Raw genomic sequence first — 26,756 nt, forward strand, 5'->3', positions numbered from 1 at the left:
CCACTTGATATATAATCCTACGATATCAAGTATTGAATTAAGACTATTGCCAACGCGAAAACCAAGCAATGATAGCGGTAGTCTTTCTTGTAAATCTTAACTTGAGAAATATCGCGTCTGGCTAAGGCGTGCAAGTCTACACTAGGGATAACCGCTCCTATGCTCCCGTTGAAGTAGAAAGTAAAGTCTAGCTTTGTCTAGGTTTTATATAGCAGTTGAAGTTAAGCACAATTGTAGATACTCAATCCCAGAAAACTAGGAAGAAACACCATAAACTACCAAATCTGGAAAAAAAAAATCTCAATTTGCTTGTACAAATGACCTACTTGATGCTAATGTAAACTAGGTAGATTGGCTGGCTTAAAAAAAAGGGCTACCCAATTTATATAGATATGGGGGTGTGGCGGAATGGTAGACGCTACGGACTTAGAAAACTGAGCCTTGATAGAGAAATCTTTCAAGTGTAAGCTGTCAAACTCAGGGAAACCTAAATCTGTTCACAGATATGGCAATCCTGAGCCAAGCCGAAACAAGTGCTGAGTGTTAAAACTCATAACTAATCGGAAGGTGCAGAGACTCGACGGGAGCTACCCTAACGTAAAGCCGAGGGTAAAGGGAGAGTCCAATTCTCAAAGCCGCTGGTTGTCAAAACCCGGCAGTAGTGAAAACTGCGAGAGAATGAAAATCCGTTGACCGTAAAAGGTCGTGTGGGTTCAAGTCCCTCCACCCCCACTAAAAAGTTAACGTAGAAGTACACCTGCCTAGTTAAACATGGGCAGGTTTGATTTTTGGCACAATCTTAGGGTATGGGTTTATATAGGGAGGCTAGGGCAGCACCAGCAGTTTCGGCGATAATACTAACCAGACGATAAAAAGCGATCGCACTAATTATCACAGCAGAAGGAAACCGATGCTGCAAAAGAGCCATGGCTGTCAGTTCAAACACACCCAAGCCGGACGGGGCACCGGGAACCACAAAACCTAATAACCAAGAAAAGCAAAAAGCACCTAATAATAAAGGTAATTGGCTCAAATGCAATGGAGTCAGGGCAAAAACAGTTAAAACAAACCCAGAACCACGCAAGACTAAAAACCCCAATTCCCCCAACAAAGCCCTAAGGGGATAACGTTTAACTTGCAAAGGAATAGTAGGCTCAGTAGCAGACCTTTTCACCTTGATTTTCTGACAGAAGCAAATCACCGGATTTACAAATCGGGGATGAACACCAACCAGGACTACAGCCAAACTAAAAAATTGTAATATTTGCACAGAACCGGTAATATGATGAGGAGCAAATTGATTACCGAAGATAATAATCATAATTAAAGCTGCTGCCGCCATTAATAGGGGTTCGAGCAATACGCTTAAAGTAGCAGCACTCACAGGAATCTGAGCATTTTTCGCTGCCATAATTCTGCCATAATGATGCCAGATATTACCAGGTAAATATTTAGCAATATTGGTTTTGAGGTAGACCTGAATAAATTCCACAGGTGGGACTGGTTGATTTAAGTCGTGGAGAATCCAAGTCCATATCCAACCACCCCAAATATGTGCTAGTAAAGTTACCCCTGTGGCTATGCACAGAATTGCCCATGCGACTGCATCAACTTGGATTGTTATCACCTCATACCAATGATCCTTGAGGGCTTTCCCTAAAAAAAATATGGTTACACCGAAAATTAGCCCGCGTAAAATTTGCTTCGTCATTTGCAAGAAATAAAGATATCTGGCTCTACCGTACTTGTTATGCTAATTTAACAACTGGTTCGAGGGAACACCGGAACAGGGAACAGGGAACAGAGATTAAGAAGGAATATTCAGGCATTTTCTTCAATAACCAACATTACTTCCCTTATACGGTAAGCCTTTTCGGATTTTATCAAAACAATTTAGCATATTAGGTACTGAAGAACCAGATATCTTAAATCACCCGAATATAATCAATTGCTGGTATTAATCTCTCTACAGTTAGATCATAGTCTGATTTTGGTAGCAAGTATAATGTTACCTACGCTAGAGGTTAACTGATAGTTTTATTTCTAATCTTGAGGGGGGTTATGAAACATAGATGTTTGTAATCCGGTGAGTAAATGGAAAGCTTAGGAACCACAGATAAACAGCGATGAAATTGATATCTGTTAACCGAGAAATGTCAGAATTTACTGATCCTATCAAATAATAAATTAAATGGGTAACCTATTTTCCTGTAAAAGGAGGATTTGATGGACAATATGATAGCTTTCTGGGAAAAGTTAAAACTACGCCAGTTTGTGATTATCTTTATAGCTGGTCTATTGTTGATAGTAACTACTTCTTGTAGTGGAGCAAATCCTCAAGGCTCAAAACCACAAAACCCTGCAGTTCAGGCTGGTGGTGCTAATAATCCTGATAAAGGTGGTGCAGATAAATATACTAAATATAGGATGAGTACAGATACTAAAGCGATTAATTCAGAAGAGAAAAAAGAAATTGAACGAGCTAGTTCACAATCAGATTTACAACTTTTGATAGCCATAAGTAGAGACTCCGAAATACTTTACCCCGGTGCGGATACACCTCAAGGTAGAGTTGAAAAACAAAAAGAATTGCCTATCATCACTGACAAAAACTTCCAAAGACCTGCGCCTGGTGGTTTGATTCAAAGAGAACCGGATATAGGAACTCGCATTCAAGAACGGGTGGAAACAGTACAAGATTCAGTTAAAGAAGCTTCTGGTTTTTTACAAGAAAAGGCAAAAGAAGCCAGTTCTAGACCTGAGTTACAAAAAAATCCAGCAGTCGGTAAGTAGAAACTTAAAAGCATCACAAGAGTAAGGTTATGAATAAATTCATTAATGGGCTAAAAAATATTCGTCCTGTGAAGATTTTAACAGTCTTTGTGGCAGTAACATTGCTGTTAATGACACAGGCTTGTAATCGTCCGGGAATAGCTCAACAGCCACCGCAACCCAGTGGTCAACCGCCTAATGTGGAAAGATACGACCCGACAAAAATTTATAAACTTAACACCCCAGAAGGTGGAATGAATAACTTTAGTGATGTCGATCCTAGAGCCAAAGGGGCGGAAAGAGAAGCAAATGCTAGAGCCGCAGAATTGGCGAGAAAAGCGCGGGAAAACGTTCAAAAAAAGGGTATTGATAGCTCGGAGCAATATATTCGCAATTATCAGGAGGGTACACCTTTAGATGAGCGGGTCAGGCGTCTGGGGGAGGACATTGGTAGTTCTGCAGAGGAATTAGGTAAAGGTGTGATTAAGGGGACTCAGCGCGGAGTAGAAAATATTGAGAAAAGCACTGAACGCACTGCCGAAGACCTGACGACAAATATCCAACGCGGCGCGGAGGACACCGCAAAGAGTGTTCAACGCCAAGGGGAGGATGCAGCGGAGGCAGTGAAAAGGAGAATCAGAGAAATTGAGATAGATTAATACCAGGTAAAACTAGGTGTAATTAACTCCAGATTCATGATGCTGCAAATACCAAGCTTGTAATGCTAATCGTTGAACTTCGCGCCAGGGGATATTATGCTTTCGAGCTAATTCTGCACAATCTTCATATTCTGGCTGGACGTTGGCAATACGCTGATCTTGTCTTGGTCGGTGCCATGCAACTTTAACCCGGACTGTGCCATATTCCAGCTCCACTGATTGAATTTCCCGTTGTAAAATGGCGCGCTGTTGGGTGCTGCGGCGAATTCCTAAAGTAGTGGTTTCGCGAAATAAAACTGCTTCACAAGGGAGTAAATTCTCAGGATGGCAAATGACAGTGAGTAAAATTCCCGGGCGTGACTTTTTCATTCCTATGGGTTGGGTGAACACATCCACTGCACCAACGGTAAACAAGGCTTCAAAGACATAGCCGAGGGCTTGGGGATTTAAGTCATCAATTTGGGTTTCAAGTACGATGATGGTTTCTAAATCGGTATTGGTATGTTCAAAATTATGGGCGGAATCCCCCAGCCACAGACGTAATATATTAGGGATAGGTAAATTAATCGTTCCGGCTCCCAGTCCTACCTGTTTAATGGTCATTGGTGGCGGTGAACCAAACTCTCTAGTTAGGGTAGTAACGATGGCGGCGCCGGTTGGTGTCACGAGTTCCTGATCAATGCCATTACTAAAAACTGGACAACCCCGCATTTCCCACAATTTCAATACTGCTGGTACTGGTACAGCCATTTCACCGTGGGCTGCGTGTACTGTTCCCCCACCTGTGGGTAAGGCTGAACAGTATATTAAGGGTAATCCTTGATGATTAGTGGAAATCCCTAACCAATCCAAGCCCAAGCAGGTACCGACAATATCGACAATTGCATCTACAGCGCCCACTTCATGGAAATGTACCTTTTCTGGCGCGATCCCATGCACTGCACCCTCAGCTACTGCTAGCTGTCGAAATACTGCCAAACTCCAAGCTTCTACCCGTGATGGCAAGTTAGCTTTGCAGATGATTTTTTCAATTTCTGGGAGGTGGCGGCCGTGATGGTGATGCTTATGTAATAAATCTACATGAACCTTGGTGGCCTGTTGACCATGGCGTTGCACAAGTTCGGCTGTGAGCTGATAATCCTGGTCAATCCCCAATTTATTGAGTGTTTCACTTAAATATTCCACGGGAACACCCAAGCTAACTAAAGCCCCTAGGCACATATCACCAGAAATTCCTGTGGGACATTGAAGATAAGCGACTTTACTCATATAGATAACTTCAACAACTTTATTTTTAGACTTTGCACAATTATTCTGATGTAAATTATGGCCTATTTGAGGCAGGCGCTCATCTATATCGGTGACAATATGTGTAACGCTGAATTTGATATTTTTCCTCGTTGACACAATTCTCCACCTCTAATTCAAAATTGGCTATGGCAAAAATTTTCGCTGTCCATCCTGATAATCCACAAACTCGACGTATAGAGGAAATAAAGTCAGCGCTCTCTAGTGGCGCAGTGATGCTCTACCCTACAGACACAGTTTATGCTATTGGTTGTGATTTAAATGCCAAGTCGGCAGTAGAACGAGTGCGGCAAATTAAACAGCTAGCCAATGATAAACCACTGACATTTTTGTGTCCTTCATTATCAAATGTGGCAACTTATGCGTTTGTCAGTGATACAGCCTATCGGATTATGAAGCGCTTGATACCTGGTACTTACACGTTTTTACTACCTGCTACCAAGTTAGTACCCCGACTAGTACAAAGTCCTAAACGAAAAACTACTGGGATTCGTGTACCAGACCATCCGGTATGCTTGGCATTGCTAGCAGCATTGGAAAATCCGATTATTTCCACTTCGGCACATTTACCACCAGATGATGAACCAGTAGACCTAGATTTACAACCTAGACTATCGCGGATGGAACTGTTTGACCGTTTGGATAATTTAGTAGATTTAATTATAGACACGGGTGAGGAATCAACTTATGAAGTGTCTACGATTTTGGACTTAACGGGAGACGAACCAATGATCACAAGGCAGGGGTTAGGTTGGGAAGCAGCAGCAGCTTGGGTATAACAAACAAACTACACAGGTTTATCTTTTAGTTTCTCCAGAAATGTCATAGAAAAACTCAAGTTTTGAGAGTGACATACTTACATTATCTGGCAGTGGTTAAAACACAATGGCAATAAATGTAGAGATAGCAAGTCTTTTAACCACATTTGATGCGTGGTAGGTATCTATGTGTCATATCTAACCTGCTGGTTGATATATAGTATTTGCCGTTATCATAGTTAGTCTCACATCTGTGGTTCATTAACTCTTGCGTGTACTTCACTGAGGCGAGAACATCTATAAGAAGTAACACACTATTTTCCCTGTAAATTTTTCAATTGCCTACAGTCTTGTATCTGAGCAGTGCTTGCAGTGGGTTTTGAGAATGCTAAATAGTTCTCCAGCCAAGGCTGGCCTTATTTGCTGTACCTGCGTTGTAGTTATGGTGCAATACCACACTCACCGAAAAGTCATGAAAGCCAACCTTGTAAATCTACCAACTTCAAAATCTGCTGTTTTCTGCAATGTTTCGCCTGCAGAATTGCTCCGAGACGATGACAATACCTTGAGACAATTCTTGTATCAAGAAATGCTTTTGTCTGTGAAAGCGGCATCTGAGTGTATACAAGCAGTATCACAGCGTATAGCTACAGAAGTTGAACGAATATGTCATAAAAGCTCCCGTATCCAAGAATCTGGAGAAGTCCAGTCATGGCAACTTAATTTAGCTAGGCATCGCTTGCAAAAGTGCCTGCATTACTACCAACTAGGTTCCCGGCGGGGGAGGGTGGAATTACATAGTACTTTAGGTGCTATGGTTTACCGTCATGTTGCGACAGCTGGTTCAGAGTTGGGGTTTAATGCTCGTTACACTCTGATTGAAGATTTTTTACAAGCGTTTTACATCGAAGCTATTAAAGCTTTCCGCAGAGAAAACCAATTGTCAGAAGATTATAAACCCCGGACTCAGTTGCAATTGGCAGAATACATGGCTTTTACAGAGCAATATGCTAAACGCCGAATTAATTTACCTGGTGGGAATAATCAGCAATTGATTATCCTTCGCGCTCAAGGTTTTGCTCGTCGTCAGCCCCAAGAAACTACTGTAGATATTGAAATGGCGGTGGAATCTGCTAGGAGTGAAGAGGCGGAATCTTACCAGCGTCACTCGGCGGTGCAACAGATTAGATCCCAGATGGTTGCTCAAACTAATTTTGATCCGTCGGAGGAGTCGGAGCGCGATCGCGTGATTGCGGAATTGGCAAAATACCTGGAATCTCAAGGTCAGTCTGACTGTGTGGAATACCTGAAGCTGAAATTACAAGACCTCTGTGCCCCAGAAATTGACCAAATCCTGGGTTTAACTAGCCGTCAGCGCGACTATCTACAACAGCGTTTTAAATACCATGTGGAAAAATTTGCCAAGAACCACCAATGGCAATTAGTTCATCAATGGTTGGGTGCAGGTCTAGAGCAAAAGTTGGGTTTAACTTCTGGACAATGGGACATCTTTGTGAGTGTGTTATCTCCTGAGCAGAAACAGATTTTGCAGTTGAAAACTACTCGACACAGTGATCAGGCGATCGCTAAAGCGATAAAATGTACACCTAAGCAGCTGCAAAAGCGCTGGACTCAAATGCTAGAAGTGGCATGGGATATTCGTAATGGCGAGAATCATATCCAAGCCAGTTAAATGTGAATTTATCGCAGATCAACCGATCTTAATTCCCCATCAATAACTCAAAAACTATAAAAAATTACCTTTACTACTTCACTCAAAAAGATGGGGAAATTATGGCAAAAGTCAAATGCTGACTATCCAATGGTTTGATAGTTTGATCATCTGCTGCGAAGCCTATTTATTTTAGTACAAAAGTACTATTTTATATTTGTTGTTCAGGTGGCAAAATTAAAAATTTATTAACGTAGTATTTACTGTTGCTTGTAGGAAATCCTAAAATCAGGAAATCTGTCAAATCAAGCAAAATCAACATGAGTCAGGGCGGAAGGGCAGTTACATCTGGTAATGTCTTAGAAAACTGTGTGGAAGGTACTTTGCACGGACATGGATATCTTCAAGTTGGCGCTGTTTTACCCAGAAAACAGCGCCTTGAATATCTCTTGAGTGCGAATAATATACCCAAAAGATATGCCAGACAGGTTTATATCGGACCAGGAATTTATGGCAGCGATATAAATGTAGATTTTTATATTATTGGTAGCAGTCCAATTGCTTCTGGACTAATTATTGAATGTAAATGGCAGCAAAGTAGTGGTTCAGTAGATGAAAAACTTCCCTATCTCAACTTGAATATTCAAAACTGCTATCCCACACAAGCGATAGTATTAATCGATGGTAAAGGCGCGAAACCACAAGCCATCTCATGGTTAGAAACACAAGTTGTTTCTAATCAAAACTTATTAGCAGTTTATAACTTGAGCACCTTTATTACCTGGTCTAATAATAACCTTTAATAGGAAGTTACCAATACCTCAGTGATCTGTCCTCGCTTTTTAGGATTGCAATTAATTGACCTACTGGCTGATATTCTATAAATCTGGAAGCCGGCATAAAGTTGGCGAATAAAGTCACAATCTGAATTAGATAACATAACTTTTACTCCCCGCCCGGCTAGTTCTACAAATATATCTCTGAGTTTAACTTGTTGGGTTTCACCAAAGCAATATTGACTATAAGCTGTAAAATAACTGGTTGCACTGACAGGATAGTATGGCGGGTCAAAATAGACAAAATCATTACTACTAGTGGCATAATTTAACACATCTGTAAAATCTGCTTGTTTAATTTCCGCGGTATTAAGGGCTGCTGATGCGCCTCGCAGTATATCTTCCGGGCAAATATTAGGATTTTTATATTTTCCCAGTGGGACATTAAATTTACCTTGAGAATTGACTCGATAAAGTCCATTGAAACAAGTTTTATTTAGATATATGAAACGCGCAGCTTGTTGTAAGTCAGTCCCTCCCGGTGAGGCTCTGACATGATAGTAATAGTCTTGACTATGCTGCTGATGATGTGCTTGTAACAGAGAGATTAATTCTTCAACACTATCCTTGACACAGCGATAAGTTGTAATTAATTCTGTATTAATATCACTTAATATAGATCCGGGGGGATGGAGATAGAAAAAAACCGCCCCACCTCCTAAAAATGGCTCATAGTAGGTTTGATATTCCTGGGGAAAATATTGATTATATTGTGTGATTAACCGAGCTTTACCACCAGCCCACTTTAAAAATGGACGCGGAAAAATTTTGGGAGATATTTGACTTACCATTGATTCCAACTCAGCTAGCAAACATAAGAAATATAGCGCAGGCAGCATATTTTATCTGAGTTGAGTAATTTTTTGGCTGCATAGATTACAATAAGATAAATGTGAAAGCAAGTGTAATTGTATAACAAGGCAGTATATATTGAAATGTTTGACGGATTTTGGGATAACGTCTTTCGCTACCCGCGCTACTTTGTTACTATCCTCTTAGGGGTGTTTCTCAACACGGTGGAGCCATTAATGCCGTTGTTAAAACGCCCTGTAACCCTGATTGCTCTTTTGGGTTTCTTTGTGGGTAGCCTAGTGTTTGTGAGTCTTACTCTGCGGGCGATGCTAGGCTTGAATCCAGTATAGGCTCAAACCATCAGGGTGTTCTTGTGTGGGGTATTGAGTGCTTCTAACTCTGTCCTGTGCAATTTATATATAATTATGTCGTACAACCTCTGTGAGGAGGCACAACTTTATGGCTACTAATCGCCGCGTTTCCCGCGTTGCTGAATTGATTAAACGGGAAGTTAGCCAAATGCTACTCCACGGTATTAAAGATGACCGTGTAGGTACAGGAATGGTCAGTGTTACTTATGTAGATGTTTCTGGTGATCTCCAACACGCCAAGGTCTACGTCAGTATTTATGGTACGGAGTCGGCTAAGTCAGAAACAATGGCGGGCTTAAGGTCTGCAACTGGTTTTGTCCGCAGCGAACTTGGTTCACGAGTTAGGCTGCGTCGCACACCAGAAGTGATTTTTATCGAGGACGATTCTATAGAGCGGGGTACTAAGGTGCTGTCGCTTTTAAACCAACTGGAGTATCAGCGATCGCCAGACAATCCGCAAGTAGCGGATAATACTAGCGATGAAGATGATCAATCTTCAGAAGAAGTAACTCGCTAACAATGTCACTTGAGAACAATTAATCCCTAGTGAATTGGCTAAACATTTAACAGACGGGATGTGATCACGTCTGTTTTAATCTAACTATGAGGATATTTTCTGGCAAAGTTCACATTATTACTGCAATTTATTGATGATCATTGAGCTTTCGGCTAATTATTTGTCAATTACCAGGAATTATATGCTATAATACCTTCTCATAAAATATACTGATAATTCATAGAAGCAAAACCCCAAAAAATATTGACATTATCTTGCCAGCAAGTTAATTTAATTGCCCTTAATTGCCCTGAAAGCATTAATCCCAGTACTTCTCGTCTTAAAGTCATAATTTATTGACATTCTTAACATTTCTTTAGATAATTTGAAGGTGTATAGCGTCAAAATAAGATTAGTTCCGTATAGCAAACTACAAAATCCTAGCCACAAGTCTGATGCTGTTCATGTTTGTTCCTAGTGTTTGATGGGAACAATGTCTACTTGTAAACTTTGTGAGTAAAAACCATGACTGTGAATACGGTGCCTTCTATTAATTACTACTCCTACTACTCTTTGGATTTGATCCAAGACGAAGCACGCCGACTGGTACAAAAGGGAATTGTTAGTCGGCAACAGCCTATATATACCTTGTGTCAATATATACCAGCTAGAGAGTGGGTAGGGGTGGAGTGTGAGTTAGAAAAATGTGACTTTTTATTACGCGATCGCATTGGCGACCTAATTGGCCGGGAAGAATGGGACAATGACTAATCAGTCTTGAGATTTGGAATTCTCTGTTTATAGATTAAGGAATCACGGCACTTTTAGGGCGGTGAGGTATGTCATGGATGTCTGTAATTGAGAGCAAGGGATTTCATGGCGAAATGGAACGGATAATCTCTGGTTTTGATATGTATTTCCTCATGCAGAATCTTAGTTTTTGCACTAACGCAACCAGCATTAGAACCTGAATTTATAGAATTTTCCCAGTTAAGAAGGGGTGGAGGCAATTTTGGGTTTAGATGCGCCACTCATTGAAAAGTTAGTATCTTAATATACAGTTAATTACCGTAGTAGTTTAACATATGAAACTGCTGCGGTAATTTTTTGATAGTTCATCCTACCTGTTCTAAATACTGGTGAACATCTTCAAGAATTTGTGTCAGTTCAGCTTCTGTAGTTAAGCGAATATTCAAGTCGCGTACAGTCAGGAGAACTTTAGCAGCAAAGGGACTCGGCCAAATATTGGGATTACAAAAAATCTCTAAAAATACTTCACCAGTGTAGCGATATTCTAAGGGAGGCTGAGGGGTAACTTTACCGACGCTGGGATTATTGGTTTTAGCGGCGACAGCTTTGAGGCTTAACATTAGTTCATCTATGGCGGCTTTTAATTCCCGTGCTTTTTCGGCTGAAAAACTGAAGGAAACAGAACCGGAAATCAGATTCAGGGTTAGAGGAGTGTAAGACATGAGCTATTTCTCAAGAGTGATAGCGTAGGGTGGCGTAAGCCATATAATATTACCTATCTTACCCGAATAGGTGGTATTGACAAAACTTGTACCCGATAGCGATCGCTATCGGGGAGCTTTAGCCATAATAAAATATATGGATTCCGTGGAGTAAGTCATATATTTTAGGGGAGGAAAACGTATTTTTACTAGGATAAGACCAAAGTTTATTTAAAAAAAATCTCAGTAAAGCAGTTGAATAACAGCGATTATAGGGAGATATAGCCAACAGTGTGTAATATTTTTACACATTGAATCTTGGTTGGAAGTTTTATATTACAACTCATAGCAATAAATTTTAAATATGTTTTATGACTAAGGACAACCGCCCGGAAATACAAAAGGTGTTAATTATCACCTTACTGCTGAATATGTTGGTGGTAGGATTGAAGGGATTTTTGGGGTATGCTACAGGCTCTTTAAGCTTGTTAGCTGATGCCCTACATAGTACGACAGATGCAGCCAGTAATATTTTAGGGTTAGTTGCCAATAGATATTCTGCGCCGGAACCAGATAGAGAACACCCTTACGGACACCAGAAATTTGAATCTGTGGGAGCTTTAGGAATTGCGGTTCTGTTGCTTATCGCCTGCTTTGAAATTCTGCAAGGTATAGTGGAGCGAATTACCCAAGGTAGTGAACCTGTAGAGATATCCCCAGTAGAGTTGTGGTTATTGCTTGTGGTGCTAGGTATCAATATTTTTGTTGCTTTTTACGAACGTCGTGTAGGTCAGCGTTTAGGTAGTGCAATTTTGATTGCTGATGCTACACACACCATGAGTGATGTTTGGGTGACAATTTCTGTCATTGGTGGTTTGATAGGGGTTTGGCGAGGTTATCAATGGTTGGATGTGGTGTTAGCTTTTCCTGTCGCTTTGTTAGTATTGGGGAGTGCTTGGTCAGTGCTGAAAACCAATTTACCTTGGTTGGTAGATCAAATGGCCATCGCACCGGAAACCATTGAGGCGATCGCCACTGCTGTTCCTGGGGTGATTAATTGTCATGACATCGCCTCCCGGGGTATTTTAGGTCGCCAAGTCTTCATAGAAATACATTTAATCATAGATGCAGTAGATGTAGAAACCGCCCATAAAATTAGTGAAGAAGTAGAACGGCGATTAGAAAGACATTTCAGCCCCACTAGAATTTTAATTCATATCGAGCCGCCGGTATACCAGCCTGAGCAAATCAGCTAAACCTTGACACTCCCCACCTCTAACCGATATAGCACTACGCATACACGTTAGGACATCATAATTGTGGTTTTAAGGGAACAGGGAACAGGGAACAGGGATTGGGGAACAACAAGCAGGGAAATGTCCTAACACTTGTGGTTACTGCTATAGCTTGCGTGGTGTAGTCATAGAACAGGGAGGGACGAATCATTGACTGAAAAGACACAAGTTGGAAAAATTGATAATTTATATTAAAATGTAACTATAGTTAACATTATTTAAATTTTATTTACCCAGATGGAAATACAGTTTTAGGCGAAAAAACAGCAATTTTACATAAATTGTCAACTACTACTCAAGACAGTCAGCAGTCGTTAGTCTAAATGCAATTAATTATGTCCGTCCTATGGTTATGCTGGGATAAAGGACTATGTAAATCCAAGCATGAAGAGTGTTTGACACAGAACTGCTAAATCACAATAGTAGAGCTAGTCTCAAAACTACTTATAATCTATGGAACCTGCGCCACAGAGACGCTATCAGGAATTAAACGTGAGTAATAACGATATTACTATCCCATTCCCAATTGATGTCAGCAACTGTAACAAAGAGCCAATTCATATTCCTGGCTCTATTCAGCCTCATGGAGTGATTTTTGCGCTCAAAGAACCGGATTTAACCATCCTCCAAGTTAGTGATAATCTCCTCAAATTCTTTAGTTTACCTCCAGAAGAAGTAATCAATAAAGATCTCAGCCAATTACTCGATGCCGAGCAAATTAAGTTAATAAAAGAGTCTTTAAATGAAGATGAGTTACTAATTGTTAATCCCATAGAAATGAGCATAAGCGTGGATAATCATATTGTAGATTTTGATGGAATTATTCACCGTTCCCATGGCATACTGGTTTTAGAACTAGAGCCGAGGAAATCGGAAAAATGTAATAGTTTTTTCAAATTTTACCACTTAATAAAAAGCGCAATCTCCAAGCTAAAAGTCGCATCAAATATAGGAGAATTTAGTCAGATTCTTGTTAAAGAAATTAAGAAAATTACCGGTTTCCACAGAGTGATGGTTTATCGATTTGATCAGGATTGGAATGGTGTAGTTATTGCTGAAGAAAAGCCAGAATATCTGACATCTTATTTAGGATTACATTACCCAGTCTCCGACATTCCCGCACAAGCGAGAAAACTCTATAGCCAAAACTGGCTGAGACTGATACCAAATATAGACTATGAACCGGCGGTAATTGTGCCCAGGAATAATCCTTTAACTGAGGAACCTTTAGATTTAAGTAATTCTGTGTTAAGGAGCGTCTCGCCTTTACACATTGAGTATATGCAGAATATGGGCGTGACTGCTTCCATGTCAATTTCGATTATGAAAGATGGAAAACTTTGGGGATTAATTGCTTGTCATCATCAATCACCGAAATTTATCCCCTATGAAATTCGGAATGCTTGTGAATTTTTAGGACAAATAGCCTCCTTAGAAATTGCAGGTAAAGAAGAGCACGAGGATATTGAATATAACCTGTATTTGCAATCTTGCAACTCCAAATTAGTGGAGTATATGTCATTAGAACAGAAATTCATTGATGGTTTAATTAACCACGACCCAAATCTGTTAAATATTGTTAATGCTCAAGGAGCAGCAGTATGCTTTGATGGCGAATATTTTACGGTGGGGAACACTCCCAAAAAACAGGAGATACAAGAGTTAGTACAATGGATTTATGAAAACCAAAAAGAGGAGATTTTCTACACTGATTCCCTATCTCAAGTTTACCCAGAAGCAGAGAAATTGCGGGATGTGGCTAGCGGTTTGATGGTAGTTTCCATTTCCCAAATTCAGAAGAACTATGTTTTATGGTTTCGCCCGGAGGTAGTGCAAACTGTAGATTGGGGAGGTAACCCCAATAAACCGGTAGAAGCGCAAGAAAATGGTAGTATACGCCTATCACCGCGCAAATCCTTTGAGTTATGGAAAGAAACAGTACTATTAAGGTCAGTACCCTGGAAATCCCATGAAATAAATGCAGCGCTGGAGTTGAGAAGTGCAATTATTGGCTTAGTGCTGCGCAAAGCGGATGAATTAGCACAGCTAAATGTGGAACTGGAACGGAGTAATAGAGAATTAGATGCTTTTGCCTATATAGCGTCCCATGATTTAAAGGAGCCTCTGCGGGGTATTCACAATTATTCTAACTTCCTGATGGAAGATTACGGCGGGCTGCTGAATGAAGAAGGCAAGAAAAAGTTAGAAACGTTGATCCGTCTCACTCAGCGGATGGAGGATTTAATCGATTCACTGCTGCATTTTTCTCGCTTGGGGAGAGCAGACCTGGCTATGGCTCCCACAGACCTGAATCATATACTAAATGGTAGTTTAGAGTTATTGCGTCCGCGGATTGAGGATATGAAAGTAGATATTCAGATTTCCAGACCCCTACCGACAGTGTATTGCGATCGCGTCCGAGTAGGTGAACTGTTTAACAATTTGATTACTAACGCCATCAAATACAACGATAAAGCCAATAAATGGATTTGCATAGGTTACATAGAGGAACCACCATCCCCCACGATATTTTATGTGAGAGATAATGGGATTGGGATTCGAGAGAAACATTTTGAGTCAATTTTCCGAATTTTCAAACGACTACACGGACCGAGTAAATATGGGGGAGGTACAGGAGCGGGTTTAACCATCGCCAAAAAAATAGTAGAAAGACACGGGGGGAGAATTTGGGTAGATTCCACCTATGGCGAGGGTACTACCTTTTATTTCACATTAGAAGGAGTGAAATAAACTGATGATTGGCAATCTTACCAAGCCTTTACTTGTAATTGAAGATAGCGACGAAGATTTTGAAGCCCTGTGTCGCATTATGAAGAAACAAGCTGTAGTTAATCCTGTGTTTCGCTGTACTGATGGCGATGAGGCGCTGGACTTCCTTTACCACACCGGGATTTACAGTAATACTCAAAACTTACCGCGTCCGTCGATTATTTTGCTCGATCTGAACTTACCGGGAACTGATGGGCGAGAAGTCTTACAGAAAATCAAGCAGGATGAGGAGTTTAAATATATCCCTGTAGTTGTATTTACCACATCATCTAATCCCAAAGACATTGAAGTATGTTATCAATCTTGCGTTGCCAGTTATATGTTAAAGCCCATTGATATTAACAGACTAGTGGAAACTATTCAAAGTTTCATCACTTATTGGTTAGATATAGTCATCCTCCCCGATAGCGTAGCATGGCGTAAGCCATAGCTGTTAGTAAATAGTTATGACAGAACCGGTTACTGTTTTAATTATCGATGATTGTCAGGAAGACCGCCAGGCCTATCGTCGTTATCTACTGCAAGACCAGGAATACATCTACACAGTACTCGAAGAGGAGTCAGGGGAAGGAGCCTTGAAATTGTGTCAGCAGTTTCACCCTGATGCCATTTTATTAGACTTTTTACTACCGGACTTAGATGGCTTAGAATTTCTGGCAGAATTACAAGAGCAGTCACAGAAAATCATGCCAGCAGTGATTATGTTAACTGGTTATGGTAACGAAACTGTAGCTGTAGCTGCAATGAAAAGTGGTGCTCAAGACTATTTAGTGAAAGGACAGACCACTGGTGAGCGTTTGCGCTCAACGATTCACTCAGCGATCAAAAATGTGCAACTTAGTCAAGAGCTGCAACGCAGTGAGGAACGTTTCCGCACCTCCATTGAGAATATGCTGGATTGTTTCGGCATTTTTTCGGCTGTACGTCAGCAGATGGGGGAAATCCTGCGCTTTCGTGTGGATTATATGAACGCCGCCGCTTGTGAATTTAGCCAAATTGTATCAGGGGCCCAGGGCGAATATCTGTGCAACATTCTCCTGAATATCCGCGATAATGGCTTGTTTGATGAATGTTGTCGAGTGGTAGAAACAGGTCAGCCTTTAGAGAAAGATTCTGTCGTCTGGACTGCTTGTGACCAGAGACTGCAATCAGCCAAGGTGATTGACATTCGCATCGCCAAAATGGGGGATGGCTTCGTTGCTTCTTGGCGAGATGTCACCGCGAAAAAAGAGGCGGAAGATAAGTTACGCAATAGTCAGCAGTTTATCGAAGCTATTACTAATACTATACCAGGGATGTTATACGTTTATGATTTAATTCAACAGCAGAATATCTATACTAATAATCAATTTACCAAACTTCTTGGTTATACTGCCCAAGAAATTCAGGACATGGGTACTGAGTTGCTCCCGTTGTTAATGCATCCTGAAGATTGGGTACGATTTACTAGACACTTGCAAGTAATTAACTCCGCTGAGGATGGTAAAATTGTCGAATTTGAATACCGGATGCGCCACGCCAATGGTGAATGGCGGTGGTTTGTCAGTCGAGATACTGTATTTAACAGGAGTGTTGACGGTTCGCCGCACCACATTGTGGGTACAGCTTTTGATATCACTGCGCGTAAGCAAGTAGAGGAACAGCTGCGTTTAAGTAATGAGCGTTTTCAACTAGCCGCCGCTGCGGTAAATTGCCTAATTTATGACATAGATTTTAAGAATAATACTGTTAGCAGAACTGAGGGGTTAACCCGAATTTTGGGTTATTCCTTAGCAGAAGCAGCTCCCACCCATAAATGGTGGATAGAGAAAATTCATCCCGAAGATAGAAAGCCTGTGGGAGAGCAATGGAGAAATATTCTCACTGAGGGTCAATACTATACGATGGAGTATCGGATACTTCATAAAGACCAGGAGTATCGCCATATATTAGATCAGGGCATAATTGTCAGAGACCCTTATGGTAAGATTATTATACGAGCCGTAGGCAGTGCTACAGACATTAGCGATCGCAAAGCTACTGAAACCGCTTTGCGCGACAGTGAGGAACGCTACCGTTATTTATCTAATGCCATTCCACAACTGGTGTGGATTTGCAATCTTGAGGGTGAATACGAGTATGTAAATCAACAGTGGTGTGAATTTACGGGTCAAACTATGGAGCAAGCCCTAGGGTTAGGCTGGCGACAAGTTATACATCCAGATGATCTTCCCTCAGCTATCCACTCCGGGATGAAAGCCTTGGAGACAGGACAAACTATGAACACCGAAATGCGTTACCGGAAATTTGACGGTAGCTATTTTTGGCATTTAGCCAGGGGTTTACCAATTAAGAATGACCAAGGACAGGTAATTAAGTGGTTTGGTACTAGCACTGATATAGACCAGCACAAGCAGTTAGAAGCTGAACGGGATAGGCTGTTACAGCTCGAACAAGCAGCCAGAACAGCCGCGGAAACAGCTAACCAAACTAAAGATGAGTTTGTGGCTATGGTATCTCATGATTTGCGATCGCCACTTAATGCCATTCTCGGCTGGGCTAAATTACTACGGACTCGTGAACTACCTCCAGATACAGTTGAGAGAGCTTTAGAAACCATCGAGCGTAATGCTCAATCTCAGTCTAAACTTTTAGAAGATCTGTTAAATATGACCCGTATCCTCCGGGGTCAGCTACAGATAGAACTCCGCTCAGTCAATTTGGTGAGTTTGGTCAAAGCATCTGTGGAAACTGTTTACCCGGATGCCAGTACTAAAGGCGTTCATTTAGAGTCTGTCATTGATGAATCTATCCCCCCTATAGTTGGGGATACCCATCGATTGTCACAAGTTTTAGGTAATTTACTTTCCAATGCTATTAAGTTTACCCCACCTGGTGGCAAAGTGCAAGTGCAACTAGCAAAAAATGATCAGTCTTCAATACGTATTCAGGTGAGTGATACTGGTGTGGGTATTAAACCGGAATTTCTGCCCCACGTGTTTAAGCGGTATCATCAGGCAGAGTGTAGTCATCAACAAACTGGTTTGGGACTGGGTTTAGCGATCGCCCGTCATTTGGTAGAATTACACGGGGGTACTATTGAAGCCCATAGTCCCGGGGAAGGGCTAGGGGCTACTTTTACGGTTAAGTTGCCTTTATTTACTGAATAAAGTTTTAAATTGCCTGATAGAACCCAGAGAGTAATTTTCTAACTTAAAATCAGCAAAAGGTTTATTGGTTAACCTATCTCTTAAGGCTTCATCTAAAATCAGACCTGCTGGTGCTTCCTTCACCCCTATGATAATTACACTTGTTTGGTATGCCGTCAAGTCCTGATTTTCCTGACAGGTGCTTCCTTGAAATTGACCCAGGTTTAACAAACGATAACCTTTAACGCTGGGTGTATTCTCAAATAATCTAGTTGCTAAACCTTTAATTTGTTGAGCGCGTTCTAAAGCCAGGCGTTGTTTAACTCCTGGTTTCCCGCCACAATTCGCCACACCCACAGCAATAATTTCACTAGGTTCTTGCATGATTTCCTGGATATTTTCTGGCTGTAGTTTTAAGTTGAGAAGGTCAAGACTAATAATTTCATCATTATATTTAACTTGAAAATTGCTACCAGGTACCCATTTATATTTAACTGACAAAACAGCTATATTAAACTTAGCAATTTTACCTTGACTATCCATACCTTCCTGATAAGGAAAGTAATCAACCATCCCTTTTCTTTCGGGAGATTGTGTTGATGGTGTCAAGGTGGCAAACTGGGGAGAATATATCACTAAAGCTATCAAACCCAGAATCCCCAAAGAAGCTAACAGAGCCGCTAATAGTCCTTGTAAAGGAACTTTATTTGATGACTGTGTGGGGGTGATATTTGTAGGTATAAATTTTCTTAACCAATCCACAGCCTCCCCAGGTGAACCCAGGCTATTCTGCTGCTTTAGCCACACATCCAAATGAGGCTGCTCCATTGTTTCCATGATTATACAGTGGAGAAGCAAACCATTTCTAGTTTCATGCTGAAAATATCCGGCAAATTTCGGCAGAACTGGATGATTCAGACTTGACAAAATAGAGGCTTCTTGGCAAAATAAATCTACTGCTTCTGGGTCATTTGATAAGTCTTGATTCAAGACCTTGAGGATTTTAGGCGTGTTTTGTTCAGTAGCTGCATAGACTTTACTAAACCCAGTTTTGTCACTCAACAAACTGAGCACCCGATAACGTCCTAGTAGTTCCAAGGAGGAACCGCAACTCTGACAAAACCGGTCTTGATTATTTGGGTGATGAGGTTGAGGACAAACTGGATTAATACAAAGGCTCATGATCAAATAATGTCAAAGTCAGGCTGCTTTTATTTACGTTCTGCTAGAAATGCTGCTACAGTCCGGTTAAATGCTTCGGGTTCTGTCAAAAATGGCCAATGATTACCCGGAACTTGGCAAAGGCGCAAATTCTTTAGATAAGTTTTGTAAGGTTTAATTTGCCAGTTGAGGCGGTTCAGACCCTGTTCTGGTTGTATGAACAGGGTAGGAGTCTCAACGGGGGAAATAAAACCGGGTACACACATAACATCTGCAAAAATGCGATCGCGAGCCGCTATAGTAAACTTACTACCCCAACTCCCATCGGGTTTTGGTTCAATTCCCCCTTGAAATACCTTTTGTTGTAAAGTACTCCATCCTTGATATTGTTTTAACTGACGCGCTTGTGCTTCAGCTTCGGAGTAACTAGCAAATGGTCCCATACCTTTGAGGAAAGATAGGTAACGGTACAACAGGGGGAAAGTTAACCGCAATAAACTAGGCATTTTCCAGATAAAAATCGGGTCAACTAAAACCATACTGCGTAAACGTTGCGGGTTTTTTCTCGCCCAGATAGCGGCGAGTTTTCCTGTCCAAGAGTGACTGACAACATGGGTAGAAGACCATCCCAGATGATCCATGAGGGCTTCCAGGTCTGCGATCGCACTTGCAAAGGTATAATCATCTTCTGGCTTGCTGCTTTCACCATGACCACGCATATCTGGGGCAACTATGTGGTATTGTGGGGCTAGGTCATCTCCCAAGCTGGACCACACCAAAGCGTTGTCAGCTAAACCATGCAATAACAATAAAGGTTCTTTTCCTTCTTTCCACTCTAAATAGGAAAGTTCGATATCAGATTTTGATAAGGTTTGACGGAAAGGCATGGCAACAAAGGTATAGGTTTATACAACTGCTTACAGTCAACAGTCAACACTCATCATAGATTAGACCATGGGATAACGCAGAGACTAGAGACAAATTTATTTAATTTTTTTTCTATGTTGAGAAATATAATGATGCAACAGGATAAAAAACATCAATATATAACTGGAATAAATAGCAATACTGAAAGTAACAAATGTAGGTAGATTCAGTGTTTTAATCAGGTTTATGGTGAGAACACTGAAAATTATACTAGCTAAAAAAGCTAATAAATCCTTATTCAAAATATTCTCCTAAATCCTATTTATAACCACTTCATCTACTAATAATTTATTCATGAATATGAATACCGTAAACAATGTTACTTATCAAGGACTTTGGGAGATTATTTAGATTATTTTTAGAAAATATAGTCATCCTATTTGACTTGAGAAATTATGAGTGAGGAAAGGGAACAGGGAACAGGGAACAGGGAACAGAAATTGTTCATGAATCATTTAGGATTGCTATATAGAAATCCGGTTTGGGTTCTGAATTGATTTGTCTAGGTAGGGAACAGGGAACAGGGAACAGGGAACAGGTAAGAAGAATTACCGTATGTAGTGAGTCTTGTTCAAAAATCAAATAGGAGTCCTATATGCCGGTTTGGGTTCTGAATTGATTTGTCTAGGTAGGGAACAGGGAACAGGGAACAGGGAACAGGTAAGAAGAATTACCGTGTGTAGTGAGTCTTGTTCAAAAATCAAATAGGAGTCCTATATGTAAATATTTTCTCAAAAGAACGGAGCCTAAAACTGAGACAGCAAAAGCCCTATCCTTAAGGCCATGCTCCGCTATCAGACCCTACAGATGTTTGTTAGTTGCCGAAAAACATTGTTAAATAGTTAAATATAATAACTATTGAGGTCGTCAAAGTGTTATCAAGTTACCGAGGCGCAATTTTTGATATGGATGGCCTGCTATTTGATACAGAAAGTATTGCTCGATGGGCGTGGAAACAGGCGCTCAAAGAGCATGGCTATATAATGAGCGATAATTTATACAGGTCACTGGTAGGACGAGACTTATCATGGCGGGAAAAATTACTCAAAAAAGTTTACGGAGAAAGTTTACCATTTGACTCAGTGACCACCCAACGCATCGCCATTGGTGATGAGCGAGAATTGCGAGAAGGTCTACCAATGAAACCAGGAGTTTTAGATTTGCTCGGAAGATTCAATGAACTGGGTATGATGATTGGATTAGCCACCGGAACGGGACGCACTAGAGCCATCCGACGTTTAACAAATGCGGGGATTAACCAATATTTCACCATAATAGTCACCAGTGAAGATGTAGCTGAGGGTAAACCAGCACCGGATATTTTTCTAGAAGCGAGTCACCGCATGAACATTACGCCCGCAGAGTGTATAGTGTTTGAAGACTCATGTGTGGGTGTGGAAGCTGCTTTTGAGGCGGGAATGTGTGCCATTATGGTTCCCGATATTGAGCAACCATCCCCTGAAATTAGCAATTTAGCTTATGGAGTTTTCAAATCCCTGGAAGAGGTGGGGGAATTATTACCACCAAGGTTTAAAGAATTGAAAGTTCCTGGGAACCTAAAACACCCAAACATGAATTAGGAATTACCTGTAGTTGCTTCGATTGTAGCCACTACTTCCCCAGTTTGAGTGGTATTATAACCGCCAATAGCCTCTAGCTGTGAGAGTACCCGCCGATGTCCTAAAGTACCCAGTAATTTCTGTACAGGGGCTTCATCTAAGTATGGCTGGAGAATAGCTAAGTCGTATCTTGATTCTTGTAAAGGGATGAATCCTAAGCCAAAGGCCGCGGCCACAGATGCAGTGCTGATACCAGATGTTACTTTACCCGTAGCTACTGCTTGGGCTACTTCTAAGTGTCCGTGGAGAATGTGGTCAAATCCTTTGACGGCTGTAAATGGTATATTTGCCTCTTGTAGCGATCGCTCCAACACTTGGCGACTACCTGACCCAGCTTCGCGGTTAGCAATGGTGACACCAGGCTGGGCTAAATCTGCAATACTTTTTAATCCCAAGGGATTATGGGGTTGGGTGAGCATTCCCTCTTCCCAGATACCCAGGTTAATTAATACCGTCGTCGCATCTTTGATTATGGAACGCACAAAGGGTGTATTATATTCTCCCGTCTGGGAATCGTACATATGCATACCCGCCAGATGAACTTCCCCCCGGCGCAGTCGGTGCAATGCTGTCATACTGTTATCTAAAATCCAGTGTACTCGCAAGTGAGGATGCCAACGTTCCGCAGCGCGCGCCCAGAGGGATAAAGCCGGCGCACAACCTGCCAAAATCACTGTATCATACAGATTTACCGGTTCATCTAGCAACTGGACGACCATAGTATTTTTACCAGGTAGGCGATCGCCTTCCCCATCGGCTGGTATCATTTCAGTACGGAATGCATCTTGACCAATTAAAGGATGAGCAATCCATTGATTACCCACTTGGGCTAAAATTAGCCGCAACCCTTCACCTAGGGGTACATTATAGGCGGGTACTGCGGTGATTTCCGGTAAATCTTGCTCTAACCAAAATAAATCTTCTACTTGACAACCCAGGGCTTTTGCCAATCGTAGGGCTATAGTAGTGGATGGTGCATATTGTCCCGACTCTACACCGCTAATAGTTTGACGAGTAACGCCAGCCAAATTAGCTAAATCTTGCTGACTCATACCCAAGCGGATTCTGGTTTGTTTTAACTTGTTGCGAAGTTCGTCCTGTTTGACCACGTTTTAGGCGTTCAGTTTTTGTGGTTTCTTCTTTAAAATAGCGTGAAATGGTGATGATTGTCCGCCATTAAAAAAAGTTTCCCCATATCTAAACGCACATACCATGGGAAAGGTTTATATTTTAAATTAGCCCATTTCTCCTTAAACACTTCCGCTTGCAAGTGATAATCATCACCGTTACTGAGTGAATTGTGCAGTCGTAAATATAACGTTACCCTGTGGGGTGTTTCCCTAGTCTTGATTAACCAACACGGGAAAGTATTCTCACTATGAGGGTCATCTGTAAAGTCTAGATGATGGGCGCGAATACCTATATAAGCGGGAGATTGCGGCCAAGGTTCCCTGACTTTGAGAGTACATTCCCAATCTAAAGCTTTAACTTGACTGTCCGATACTACCTTGACTGGGGAAAAGTTTTTACAACCTGTTAACTGGGCTACGGTGTAAGTATTGGGATGGGCGAAAATATTTTGTTTATCATCGTTAGCAATAATTTGACCTTGAGACATGACTAACAACTGTTGACATACCTCATAGGCTTCTTCTAGATTATGGGTGACAAATAAGGTCACCCCTGAATAAGTACTCAGAGTTTCAATTAATTGTTCTTGTAATTGGTGGCGCAGATAGGTATCAAGAGCGGAAAATGGTTCATCTAATAATAATGCTTCTGGTTTAATTGCTAAAGCCCTGGCTAAAGCTACCCGTTGTTGCTGTCCCCCCGAAAGTTGATGGGGGTAGCGGTTCTCTAATCCCTGTAACTGGACAGCTAGTAATTGCGCTTGTACCTGTTGTTTAATCTCTGACTTCGATAACCCTTGAGGTAAACCAAAAGCAATATTTTGCATGACAGTCATGTGAGGGAATAAAGCGTAATTCTGCATTAAGAAACCAATACGGCGATCGCGTGGAGGTAAATTAACTCCCTGACGAGAATCAAATAACACCCGCCCATTTAAAATAATCACTCCTTTTGTAGGTGTTTCTATACCAGCAATACAGCGCAAAATCATACTTTTCCCAGCGCCTGAACCTCCCAAAAACCCCAAGGTATTACTATCACCACTAAAACATACTTGCAGGTGAAAGCCGGGAAGTTTTTTGCCGATATCTACAAATAATCCTGATTTAGTGTTAGAAGCAGTTTGACATTTCTGGTATTCCTGATTTCTCAGTCCTATGGGAAATGGCGAACTTGGCTGTTTATTCTTCCCCCGGTTTTCTTGCCACAAGTTAACTGCAATAATGCCAGATAGGGAAATACTCATGATCGCGATCGACCAAAACCAGGCCTCATTCATCGCCCCAGCTTCCACAGCAAAATAAATTGCCATAGGGATATTTTGAGTTTGTCCGGGAATATTACCCGCTAACATCAGGGTAGCGCCAAACTCACCTAAAGCCCGCGCAAAAGCTAAACTGGTGGCCGCCACAATTCCGGGAAATGCGAGGGGTAAACTGATGCGCCAAAAGATTGTTGATTCAGAAGCTCCCAGGGTTCTGGCTACTCTTAAAAGATTGCCATCAATTTGTTCAAAGGCTCCTAAAGCTGTTTTATACATGATGGGAAATGATACCACAGTGGCAGCAATGGCAGCACCATACCAAGTAAAAACAATGCTGAAATTCAACGGCTGCATCAGTTTACCCGCGGGGCCATTTCTGCCAAAAAATAGTAGTAATAAAAAGCCTACAACTGTAGGTGGTAAAATCAAAGGTGCGACAAAGATTCCTTCAATGAATGACTTGGCTTTACCCTTGTATCCTAACATCCAGTAAGCGGACAAAATCCCCAGGAAAAAGGTAATAACTGTGGCCAGTAGTGAGGTCTTTAGTGAGATCCACAGGGGTGATAAATCCATATTAATTGGTAATTTGTGTATATAGCAATCCTAAATGATTCATGAACAATTTCTGTTCCGGTGTTCCGGTGTTCCCTGTTCCCTTTCCTCACTCATAATTTCTCAAGTCAAATAGGATGACTATATTTACAGAAAATTATACAAATATTGTGGTGTGGTCATCTTAACCAGCACCACCGCCCCTCATCTATGCTCCTTCAGCATTCTTGAAAAAAGGACACAAAACCAAGATATGCTATTAACTCACAATAAACCCGTATTTCCTGAGTATAGCTTTTGCTTGGTTACTTGATAAAAAATTGAGAAATTCTTTGCCCGCAGGGATATTTTTACTGGTTTTAATTACCGCCATGGGATAAACAATTGCAGAGTGGTATTTTTCATCAGCAGCGACTACAACTTTGACTTTGCTGGAAATTTTGGCATCTGTGGCGTATACTAAACCAGCATCAGCATCGCCACTTTCTACCGCTGCTAAAACTTGACGCACATTATTAGCTAAAACTAATTTAGGCTTCACTTGCTCAAAAATACCCAGTTTTTTGAATACCTGGTCTGCGTATTCTCCTGCGGGGACACTTCTGGGTTCTCCCACAGCGATTCTCCTAACTCGAGTCTGTGTTAAGTTGAAAAAGCTATTAATGCCGGTGCTATTCTTGGGGACAATCAAGACTAAGCGGTTATTTGCCAAGTTGGTACGAGTACCCGGTAGTAAAAGTCCTTTTTGTTCTAGTGCATCCACTTGTTTTCTAGCAGCAGAAATAAATATATCTACAGGAGCACCTTGTTCAATTTGTCGTTGTAGTGCGCCAGAAGCCCCAAAGTTATATGTGATATTGACGTTTGGTTTACTTTGTTGATAAATGTCCTGTATTTCTGTGAGTACATCTCTGGTACTAGCGGCCGCAGATACTAGTAAGTTGATGTTTGACTGTGCTGGTGAGGGTGTGAAAGTGATTAAAGGTAAGGTAATAGCTAGGATACAGCTAGTAACTGCTAGAGCAATCCAAGCCAGAATCTGTTTTTTATTCATATTTTTATTTTTGGTGTGTAACTAAAATTTCCAGGCGGCTCTAAAGCTGGTTCTTGATAATTTACACATTAACTGAATTTAAATTCTGTAGCAAGTATAACTGACATTATGCTAATATTCATGCTCATATCTAGCATTTAAGACATAAAACCCAGTTTTTAGACCAGATAACAGACTGTATTTTGTGTGCAAAGTGATTGATTACAGTACTTTTGGTAATTATTACCCTATATAAGTAAGTTTATTTAACGTTTAGCCAATATCTCTGCTCTTGAACTGGGATGAAATTTACTTTTGTTACCTCTAAAATCATTTTCATGGTGTCTTTTTCACCACCTGCTAAAGTAAACCCATAGATAGGCTGAGTTTTTGCCATCATGTATCATATTGGTTTTGGAGTAAATGATTTAGGTGTGTCACCTCCCACCATGGCTTTGTTATCTGGTGACCCTGAAAGGGCGCGGCTGATTGCTCAGACCTATTTGCAAGATGTGCGCTTGTTGTCGGAGAATCGCGGACTCAATAGCTATATGGGATATTTACCCAATGGCCGCCCCATTTTATCCGCTACTAGTGGTATTGGGTTTGAATAACAGAAATATAGTCATATATAGTTAGATATTAACATTTGATTGACACAACTTACAAAATAATGTTATTATATATGATGTTTTGCATGTGTATCATATATGCAAGTTGTGGAGCGGCATATCATTC

24 protein-coding genes are annotated in these 26,756 nt (G+C 41.1%); 14 read left to right on the forward strand and 10 right to left on the reverse strand.

The window, feature by feature from the left end:
- Positions 1-799 precede the first annotated feature (799 nt).
- Entirely contained in the window at positions 800-1,711 is a 912-nt protein-coding gene (locus tag PN447_RS13370; RefSeq protein ID WP_271763535.1) for a lysylphosphatidylglycerol synthase domain-containing protein, read from the reverse strand.
- Between the two features lie 515 nt (positions 1,712-2,226).
- Here PN447_RS13370 and PN447_RS13375 point away from each other — a divergent pair.
- Together PN447_RS13375 and PN447_RS13380 are read left to right on the forward strand one after the other, a co-directional pair.
- Positions 2,227-2,793, forward strand: coding sequence for a DUF6658 family protein (locus PN447_RS13375; protein ID WP_271763536.1), 567 nt, complete (start codon positions 2,227-2,229; stop codon positions 2,791-2,793).
- Between the two features lie 29 nt (positions 2,794-2,822).
- Positions 2,823-3,431 carry a hypothetical protein gene (locus PN447_RS13380; RefSeq protein WP_271763537.1) on the forward strand — a complete coding sequence of 203 codons (609 nt, stop codon included), beginning with the start codon at positions 2,823-2,825 and terminating at the stop codon, positions 3,429-3,431.
- 12 nt (positions 3,432-3,443) lie between these two features.
- Here the strand turns inward: PN447_RS13380 and larC are convergent, their stop codons facing one another.
- On the reverse strand, positions 3,444-4,700 hold the full coding sequence (larC, locus tag PN447_RS13385; protein WP_271763538.1) for a nickel pincer cofactor biosynthesis protein LarC: 1,257 nt from the start codon (positions 4,698-4,700) through the stop codon (positions 3,444-3,446).
- 167 nt (positions 4,701-4,867) lie between these two features.
- Between larC and PN447_RS13390 the strand changes: the two genes are divergently transcribed.
- The 3 genes from PN447_RS13390 to PN447_RS13400 all read left to right on the forward strand — a co-directional run bounded on the left by PN447_RS13390 (position 4,868) and on the right by PN447_RS13400 (position 7,972).
- Positions 4,868-5,518: an L-threonylcarbamoyladenylate synthase gene (locus PN447_RS13390; protein ID WP_271734258.1), complete on the forward strand. Its 651-nt coding sequence runs from the start codon at positions 4,868-4,870 to the stop codon at positions 5,516-5,518.
- A 451-nt stretch (positions 5,519-5,969) separates the two neighbouring features.
- Positions 5,970-7,190, forward strand: coding sequence for a HetZ-related protein (locus tag PN447_RS13395; protein WP_271763540.1), 1,221 nt, complete (start codon positions 5,970-5,972; stop codon positions 7,188-7,190).
- A gap of 299 nt (positions 7,191-7,489) precedes the next feature.
- A complete protein-coding gene (locus tag PN447_RS13400; protein ID WP_271763541.1) occupies positions 7,490-7,972 on the forward strand; it encodes a PD-(D/E)XK nuclease superfamily protein in 483 nt (160 codons plus the stop codon).
- Here PN447_RS13400 and PN447_RS13405 read toward each other — a convergent pair.
- The gene (locus PN447_RS13405) at positions 7,969-8,796 is read right to left on the reverse strand and encodes a DNA adenine methylase (RefSeq protein ID WP_271763542.1); all 828 of its coding nucleotides are present in this window, start codon (positions 8,794-8,796) and stop codon (positions 7,969-7,971) included. The genes PN447_RS13400 and PN447_RS13405 overlap by 4 nt on opposite strands.
- 144 nt (positions 8,797-8,940) lie before the next feature.
- On the opposite strand from PN447_RS13405, the gene PN447_RS13410 reads away from it, so the two are divergent.
- From PN447_RS13410 to PN447_RS13420, 3 genes are all read left to right on the forward strand, one after another.
- Positions 8,941-9,147, forward strand: a complete 207-nt coding sequence (locus PN447_RS13410) for a DUF751 family protein (RefSeq protein WP_271734254.1) — start codon at positions 8,941-8,943, stop codon at positions 9,145-9,147.
- A gap of 109 nt (positions 9,148-9,256) precedes the next feature.
- Positions 9,257-9,685: a 30S ribosome-binding factor RbfA gene (rbfA, locus tag PN447_RS13415; protein WP_271763543.1), complete on the forward strand. Its 429-nt coding sequence runs from the start codon at positions 9,257-9,259 to the stop codon at positions 9,683-9,685.
- A 504-nt stretch (positions 9,686-10,189) separates the two neighbouring features.
- Positions 10,190-10,435, forward strand: coding sequence for a DUF4327 family protein (locus PN447_RS13420; RefSeq protein WP_271763544.1), 246 nt, complete (start codon positions 10,190-10,192; stop codon positions 10,433-10,435).
- Between the two features lie 344 nt (positions 10,436-10,779).
- Here PN447_RS13420 and PN447_RS13425 read toward each other — a convergent pair whose 3' ends face one another.
- Entirely contained in the window at positions 10,780-11,136 is a 357-nt protein-coding gene (locus PN447_RS13425; RefSeq protein WP_271763545.1) for a hypothetical protein, read from the reverse strand.
- Between the two features lie 350 nt (positions 11,137-11,486).
- Between PN447_RS13425 and PN447_RS13430 the strand changes: the two genes are divergently transcribed.
- The 4 genes from PN447_RS13430 (at position 11,487) to PN447_RS13445 (ending at position 18,349) form a co-directional block, all read left to right on the forward strand.
- On the forward strand, positions 11,487-12,371 hold the full coding sequence (locus PN447_RS13430) for a cation diffusion facilitator family transporter (RefSeq protein WP_271763546.1): 885 nt from the start codon (positions 11,487-11,489) through the stop codon (positions 12,369-12,371).
- 492 nt (positions 12,372-12,863) lie between these two features.
- Complete coding sequence (locus PN447_RS13435; protein WP_271763547.1) at positions 12,864-15,161, forward strand: sensor histidine kinase; 2,298 nt, start codon at positions 12,864-12,866, stop codon at positions 15,159-15,161.
- Between the two features lie 4 nt (positions 15,162-15,165).
- Entirely contained in the window at positions 15,166-15,630 is a 465-nt protein-coding gene (locus tag PN447_RS13440) for a response regulator (protein WP_271763548.1), read from the forward strand.
- A 16-nt stretch (positions 15,631-15,646) separates the two neighbouring features.
- On the forward strand, positions 15,647-18,349 hold the full coding sequence (locus tag PN447_RS13445; RefSeq protein ID WP_271763549.1) for a hybrid sensor histidine kinase/response regulator: 2,703 nt from the start codon (positions 15,647-15,649) through the stop codon (positions 18,347-18,349).
- Here PN447_RS13445 and PN447_RS13450 read toward each other — a convergent pair.
- Both PN447_RS13450 and PN447_RS13455 read right to left on the reverse strand, forming a co-directional pair.
- Positions 18,335-19,510: an inactive serine/threonine-protein kinase VRK3 gene (locus tag PN447_RS13450; RefSeq protein ID WP_271763550.1), complete on the reverse strand. Its 1,176-nt coding sequence runs from the start codon at positions 19,508-19,510 to the stop codon at positions 18,335-18,337. The genes PN447_RS13445 and PN447_RS13450 overlap by 15 nt on opposite strands.
- A gap of 29 nt (positions 19,511-19,539) precedes the next feature.
- Positions 19,540-20,376, reverse strand: coding sequence for an alpha/beta fold hydrolase (locus PN447_RS13455; protein ID WP_271763551.1), 837 nt, complete (start codon positions 20,374-20,376; stop codon positions 19,540-19,542).
- A 912-nt stretch (positions 20,377-21,288) separates the two neighbouring features.
- On the opposite strand from PN447_RS13455, the gene PN447_RS13460 reads away from it, so the two are divergent.
- Positions 21,289-21,996, forward strand: coding sequence for an HAD family hydrolase (locus tag PN447_RS13460; RefSeq protein WP_271763552.1), 708 nt, complete (start codon positions 21,289-21,291; stop codon positions 21,994-21,996).
- On the opposite strand, the gene PN447_RS13465 is transcribed toward PN447_RS13460, so the two are convergent.
- The 4 genes from PN447_RS13465 to PN447_RS13480 all read right to left on the reverse strand — a co-directional run bounded on the left by PN447_RS13465 (position 21,993) and on the right by PN447_RS13480 (position 26,418).
- On the reverse strand, positions 21,993-23,144 hold the full coding sequence (locus PN447_RS13465) for a substrate-binding domain-containing protein (RefSeq protein ID WP_271763553.1): 1,152 nt from the start codon (positions 23,142-23,144) through the stop codon (positions 21,993-21,995). The two genes, PN447_RS13460 and PN447_RS13465, sit on opposite strands and share 4 nt — an antisense overlap.
- 32 nt (positions 23,145-23,176) lie before the next feature.
- Positions 23,177-25,006, reverse strand: coding sequence for a molybdate ABC transporter permease subunit (gene modB / locus PN447_RS13470; RefSeq protein ID WP_271763555.1), 1,830 nt, complete (start codon positions 25,004-25,006; stop codon positions 23,177-23,179).
- 238 nt (positions 25,007-25,244) lie between these two features.
- Positions 25,245-26,039 (reverse strand): molybdate ABC transporter substrate-binding protein, encoded by a 795-nt coding sequence (gene modA / locus PN447_RS13475; RefSeq protein WP_271763556.1) that lies wholly within the window; start codon positions 26,037-26,039, stop codon positions 25,245-25,247.
- 241 nt (positions 26,040-26,280) lie between these two features.
- Complete coding sequence (locus PN447_RS13480) at positions 26,281-26,418, reverse strand: hypothetical protein (protein WP_271763557.1); 138 nt, start codon at positions 26,416-26,418, stop codon at positions 26,281-26,283.
- Between PN447_RS13480 and PN447_RS13485 the strand changes: the two genes are divergently transcribed.
- Positions 26,417-26,632, forward strand: coding sequence for a hypothetical protein (locus PN447_RS13485; RefSeq protein ID WP_334311104.1), 216 nt, complete (start codon positions 26,417-26,419; stop codon positions 26,630-26,632). The genes PN447_RS13480 and PN447_RS13485 overlap by 2 nt on opposite strands.
- Positions 26,633-26,756 lie beyond the last annotated feature (124 nt).

This window comes from Anabaena sp. CS-542/02 (assembly GCF_028331085.1).
Classification (GTDB): Bacteria; Cyanobacteriota; Cyanobacteriia; order Cyanobacteriales; family Nostocaceae; genus Anabaenopsis; species Anabaenopsis arnoldii.

Bases quoted from the DNA above. Each gene is read 5' to 3' on its own strand.
- PN447_RS13400 (WP_271763541.1), top strand. From the start codon at position 7,490: ATGAGTCAGGGCGGAAGGGCAGTTACATCTGGTAATGTCTTAGAAAAC.
- modA (WP_271763556.1), bottom strand. From the start codon at position 26,039: ATGAATAAAAAACAGATTCTGGCTTGGATTGCTCTAGCAGTTACTAGC.
- PN447_RS13455 (WP_271763551.1), bottom strand. From the start codon at position 20,376: ATGCCTTTCCGTCAAACCTTATCAAAATCTGATATCGAACTTTCCTAT.
- rbfA (WP_271763543.1), top strand. From the start codon at position 9,257: ATGGCTACTAATCGCCGCGTTTCCCGCGTTGCTGAATTGATTAAACGG.
- PN447_RS13375 (WP_271763536.1), top strand. From the start codon at position 2,227: ATGGACAATATGATAGCTTTCTGGGAAAAGTTAAAACTACGCCAGTTT.
- PN447_RS13410 (WP_271734254.1), top strand. From the start codon at position 8,941: ATGTTTGACGGATTTTGGGATAACGTCTTTCGCTACCCGCGCTACTTT.
- PN447_RS13430 (WP_271763546.1), top strand. From the start codon at position 11,487: ATGACTAAGGACAACCGCCCGGAAATACAAAAGGTGTTAATTATCACC.
- PN447_RS13380 (WP_271763537.1), top strand. From the start codon at position 2,823: ATGAATAAATTCATTAATGGGCTAAAAAATATTCGTCCTGTGAAGATT.
- PN447_RS13405 (WP_271763542.1), bottom strand. From the start codon at position 8,796: ATGGTAAGTCAAATATCTCCCAAAATTTTTCCGCGTCCATTTTTAAAG.
- larC (WP_271763538.1), bottom strand. From the start codon at position 4,700: ATGAGTAAAGTCGCTTATCTTCAATGTCCCACAGGAATTTCTGGTGAT.
- PN447_RS13390 (WP_271734258.1), top strand. From the start codon at position 4,868: ATGGCAAAAATTTTCGCTGTCCATCCTGATAATCCACAAACTCGACGT.
- PN447_RS13485 (WP_334311104.1), top strand. From the start codon at position 26,417: ATGTATCATATTGGTTTTGGAGTAAATGATTTAGGTGTGTCACCTCCC.
- PN447_RS13435 (WP_271763547.1), top strand. From the start codon at position 12,864: ATGGAACCTGCGCCACAGAGACGCTATCAGGAATTAAACGTGAGTAAT.
- PN447_RS13450 (WP_271763550.1), bottom strand. From the start codon at position 19,510: ATGAGCCTTTGTATTAATCCAGTTTGTCCTCAACCTCATCACCCAAAT.
- PN447_RS13480 (WP_271763557.1), bottom strand. From the start codon at position 26,418: ATGATGGCAAAAACTCAGCCTATCTATGGGTTTACTTTAGCAGGTGGT.
- PN447_RS13440 (WP_271763548.1), top strand. From the start codon at position 15,166: ATGATTGGCAATCTTACCAAGCCTTTACTTGTAATTGAAGATAGCGAC.
- modB (WP_271763555.1), bottom strand. From the start codon at position 25,006: ATGGATTTATCACCCCTGTGGATCTCACTAAAGACCTCACTACTGGCC.
- PN447_RS13445 (WP_271763549.1), top strand. From the start codon at position 15,647: ATGACAGAACCGGTTACTGTTTTAATTATCGATGATTGTCAGGAAGAC.
- PN447_RS13420 (WP_271763544.1), top strand. From the start codon at position 10,190: ATGACTGTGAATACGGTGCCTTCTATTAATTACTACTCCTACTACTCT.
- PN447_RS13370 (WP_271763535.1), bottom strand. From the start codon at position 1,711: ATGACGAAGCAAATTTTACGCGGGCTAATTTTCGGTGTAACCATATTT.
- PN447_RS13395 (WP_271763540.1), top strand. From the start codon at position 5,970: ATGAAAGCCAACCTTGTAAATCTACCAACTTCAAAATCTGCTGTTTTC.
- PN447_RS13425 (WP_271763545.1), bottom strand. From the start codon at position 11,136: ATGTCTTACACTCCTCTAACCCTGAATCTGATTTCCGGTTCTGTTTCC.